The organism is Actinoplanes sp. NPDC051633, assembly GCF_040681735.1.
In the GTDB taxonomy this organism is placed as follows: Bacteria; Actinomycetota; Actinomycetes; order Mycobacteriales; family Micromonosporaceae; genus Actinoplanes.
Map to the genome: position 1 here is coordinate 1 of NZ_JBFAZH010000791.1, position 3682 is coordinate 3682.

Sequence of the window (3682 nt, forward strand, 5' to 3'; positions counted from 1 at the left end):
GGCACCACGCTGCCGGTCAGCGCCCGCACCACGCTGCTCAAGGTGAGCGCCGCGATCGCACCGCCGAGCACCACCGCCGTGCCGAGCAGACCGATCTGCTCCGCGTTGACCATCCGTTTGACCTGGCGCCCGGTCGCCCCGGTCAGGCGCAGCAGGGCGAACTCGCGCCGGCGGGCCAGCGCCGCCATCACCATCGTGTTGGCGGCCGCGATCACCGTGCAGCCGACCATCACGGCGATCAGCAGACGGTTCAGCCAGGCGCTGAGCGCCAGATCCCGTGCCAGTCCGCCGGTCTGCGCGGCGGTGTCCACGACGGTGCTGCCCGGGTGCGTAGCGGCCACCGTACGCAAGGCGGCGTCGGCCGACGGCGGGGCGCTGATCAGGACCTCGTCGTCGAGATTCGTCGCGGTGTGCCCGATCACCGTCGCACGCGGCAGCACCACGTCCCCGAAGCCGAGCCCGCGCTGATAGATCGCCACGACCCGCACCCGCACGGGGGTGCCGTCGCCGAGCCGCATCTCCACGTCGTCGCCGAGATCCCAGCCGAACATCTAGGCCTGCGTCCGGGACGCGGCGACGGTGCCCTCCCGCAGATCGCCAGGTCGCCCTCGACGACACCGAGGTCGAGCGCCGAGGTCAGCGAGCCGGGATCCACCGCCCGGGCCGCGACCGTCTCCCCGTCGCCCATCAGCGTGACGACCACCGACGTGTGCCGCACCGGCGTCGCGCGTACCCCCGGAATCTCCCGAAGCTCGGCGACCGCCGAGCCCGGCAATCCCGCCGGCGCGACCAACGCTCGCGTCGCGAGCAGGCCGGAACGGCTCTCGGCCACCGCCCGGCGCTCCAGATTGTTCTGCAGGAACCACACCGAACCGCCGAAGCCGACCGCGAGCACGAGCGACGTCAGCACCGTGGCCGTGCCGCGGGCGTTCGCGCGCAGGTTGGCCGTCGCCAGGTAGCCGCTCGTCCCGAAGACCGCGCGCAGCACCGGATCGAGCAGGCGTGTCGCCGCCCGATTGACCCACGGTGCCAGCATCGCGACGGCCAGCACGAAGAGGTAGAGCATGCCGAGCGCCGCGCCCATCGCGGCCTGCCCGCTCATGCCCACCGAGGCCACCGCCGACGACACCGCCGCGGCGAGCGTGACCAGGCCGCCGACGAGCCTGACCCGGCCGCCGCCGGTGGGCTCGACCGCGACCTCGCCCAGCGCCTCCGCGGGCCTGATCCGGGCCACGCGGCGGGCGGCCAGCAGCCCGGCGAGGACGGCGGAGACGAGGACCACGACGAAGGCGGCGGGCGCGGCCAGCAGGCCGGGCGCCATCGGGAAGCTTTCCGGGAGGAAGCCGCGGCCGGTGAGCTCGCCGGTCAGCCGGCGGGCGGCGGCCAGCCCGGCGGGCACGCCGATCACGCCGGCGCCCACGCTGACCAGCGCGGCCTCGGCCATGATCATGCGGCGCACCTGCCCGGGGGTCGCGGCGACGGCCCGCACGAGGGCCAGGTCGCGGCGGCGATGACGCACGGACAGCCCGACCGTCGCCGCCACCACGAAGACGATCAGCAGGACCACGTACCCGCCGAACGAGCCGCCGATCTGGATCAGCAGGCTCGCGGCGGCCCGGTCCGCCGAACTCTCCGCGAGGCCGCTGTCGGCGCGGGTGAGGACCTTCGCGTCGCCGGCCAGCCGCTCGATACGGGCCCGCAGGTCGCCGAGGTCGGTGCCGGGCGCGGCGCGCACGCCGATGGCGGTGACCGCTCCGCGATGCGGAGCGAGCGCCGCGGCGTGGGCGTCGGTGAAGAAGGCCGCGGCCGTCCCGCTTCCGTTCGCGACACCGGCCACCGTGTACGGGCGGAGTCTCCCGCCGATCAGCAGCTGCACGCGGGCGCCGGGCTGCGCACCGCCGGCGGCCGCCACGTCGAGCACGACTTCATCGGCCGCGTCCGGGCCCCTCCCCGCCACCAGCCGGTAGGGCGTAAGTGCAGCGCTGCTCCAGCCTCGTCCTGAGGCTGACCCGTTGACCGGGATGTTCTCGTCCACGGCGACCGAGGCGACGCCCGGCAGGTCACGGATCTGTCCGGCCAGTGCCGCGGGCACGGTCCCGCCCTCGGGCAGGGCGACCGTGCTCTCGTGCCTCGAGCCGTCGAACTCCCGGCTGGTGAAGGTGGTGTCGGGCCGGGCCACGACCAGGTCGGCGGCGGCGTACCGCACCGGCTGCGGGTGGTGCCGCAGGCCGGACTCGACGAGCACCCCCATCGCGGTCAGGATCAGCGCGCCCATGGTCAGCGCGAGCAGGGTCGCGGCGAACGAGCCGGGACGGTGGCGCAGCATGCGTGCGGCGAGCGTCATCATCGGGCGACCCCCTCGGTGCGGAGGGTCCGGCGGCCCAGCGCCGCCAGGTGCTCGGCGATGGCGTCGGCGCCCGGCTGCGGCATGTCGCGCACGATCCGCCCGTCGGCCAGGACGATCACCCGGTCGGCGTACGAGGCCGCCACCGGGTCGTGGGTGACCATGACGACGGTCTGCCGGTGCTCGTCGACGACCCCGCGCAGCAGGCCCAGCACCTCGGTCGCCGTGGTGCTGTCGAGCGCGCCGGTCGGCTCGTCACAGAAGATGACCTCCGGCCGCGACGCCAGCGCCCGCGCGATCGCGACCCGCTGCTGCTGGCCACCCGAGAGCGCCGAGGGCCGGTGCCGCAACCGGTCGCCGAGCCCGACCCGATCGATCACCCGGTCGAGCCAGGCGCGGTCCGGGCGGGCGCCGGTCAGCCGCAGCGGCAGGAGGATGTTCTCCTCGACGGTGAGCGCGCCGATCAGGTTGAAGGCCTGGAACACGAAGCCGACCCGGCCGCGGCGCAGCTCGGTCAGCTTGGTCTCGGAGAGCCGCGACAGCTCGGTCCCACCGATCCAGACGCACCCGGCGGTGGGCCGGTCCAGCCCGGCGGCGGCCTGCAGCAGGGTGCTCTTGCCGGAGCCGGAGGGCCCCATCACCGCGGTGAAGGTGCCGCGGTGGAAGACCGCGTCGACCCCGGCCAGGGCGCGAACGGGTGCCCCGTCGGCCGGGTAGACGCGGGTGAGCCCCTGAAGGCGAACCGCCGGTTCGTCGTGGTGCCCATAGTGGACGGTCATTCGCTTGCCTCTCCGTGTGCGGGCCGAGATCGATGCGCGCACCGCCAATCCTGGTCAAGGCGGGCGGCGGCCGGAATGAAGCAGGCCGGTCAATGCGGGTACAGCAGGCGCTACCGCAACGCCGTGACGGTGTCCGATATGCGAGCATTGCGGGCATGACCATCTCTCGCCGGACCGTGCTCGGCACGGCCGGGGCGGCCGGTGTCGCGGCCCTGGCCGGAGCGGCTGCCCGGCCCGCCGCCGGATCCGCCCGATCCGCTCGGGTGTCGTCCGCGGTCCCGGACTGGGCCGCGCTCGACGCCTCGCTCGACGGCTCGGTGGAGCGGCCCGGCACCGCCGGCTACGACGCCGCGCGGCGGCTCTACGACCCGCGCTTCGACGGCGTACGCCCGCCGGCCGTGGCTCGCTGCGCCCACTCCGCCGACGTCGCCGAGGCCGTCCGCTTCGCCCGGCGGTCCGGTGTCCCGATCGTGCCGCGCGGCGGCGGGCACTCCTACGTCGGCGCCTCGACCAGCACGTCGGCCCTGGTGCTCGCCGTGCGGCGACTCTCCGCGGTCGG

4 protein-coding genes are annotated in these 3682 nt (G+C 75.1%); 1 reads left to right on the top strand and 3 read right to left on the bottom strand.

The genetic code is table 11. The features are described 5' to 3' along the window. The 3 genes from AB0M20_RS32070 to AB0M20_RS32080 form a co-directional block, all read right to left on the bottom strand. Positions 1 to 479: FtsX-like permease family protein (locus AB0M20_RS32070; RefSeq protein ID WP_364304076.1), on the bottom strand; the 479-nt coding region annotated here is incomplete at its 3' end. Continuing rightward, positions 419 to 2347, bottom strand: coding sequence for an ABC transporter permease (locus tag AB0M20_RS32075; protein ID WP_364304077.1), 1929 nt, complete (start codon positions 2345 to 2347; stop codon positions 419 to 421). The genes AB0M20_RS32070 and AB0M20_RS32075, both read right to left, overlap by 61 nt. Then, positions 2344 to 3123, bottom strand: a complete 780-nt coding sequence (locus tag AB0M20_RS32080; RefSeq protein ID WP_364304078.1) for an ABC transporter ATP-binding protein — start codon at positions 3121 to 3123, stop codon at positions 2344 to 2346. Before AB0M20_RS32080 ends, AB0M20_RS32075 begins: the two co-directional genes overlap by 4 nt. A gap of 155 nt (positions 3124 to 3278) precedes the next feature. Between AB0M20_RS32080 and AB0M20_RS32085 the strand changes: the two genes are divergently transcribed. Beyond that, positions 3279 to 3682, top strand: a 404-nt coding sequence (locus AB0M20_RS32085; protein WP_364304079.1) for an FAD-binding protein, incomplete at its 3' end; no start/stop codon positions are given.

What these genes read in the sequence shown, in the direction of transcription:
- AB0M20_RS32075 (WP_364304077.1), bottom strand. Translation starts at nt 2,347, where the DNA reads ATGATGACGCTCGCCGCACGCATGCTGCGCCACCGTCCCGGCTCGTTC.
- AB0M20_RS32080 (WP_364304078.1), bottom strand. Translation starts at nt 3,123, where the DNA reads ATGACCGTCCACTATGGGCACCACGACGAACCGGCGGTTCGCCTTCAG.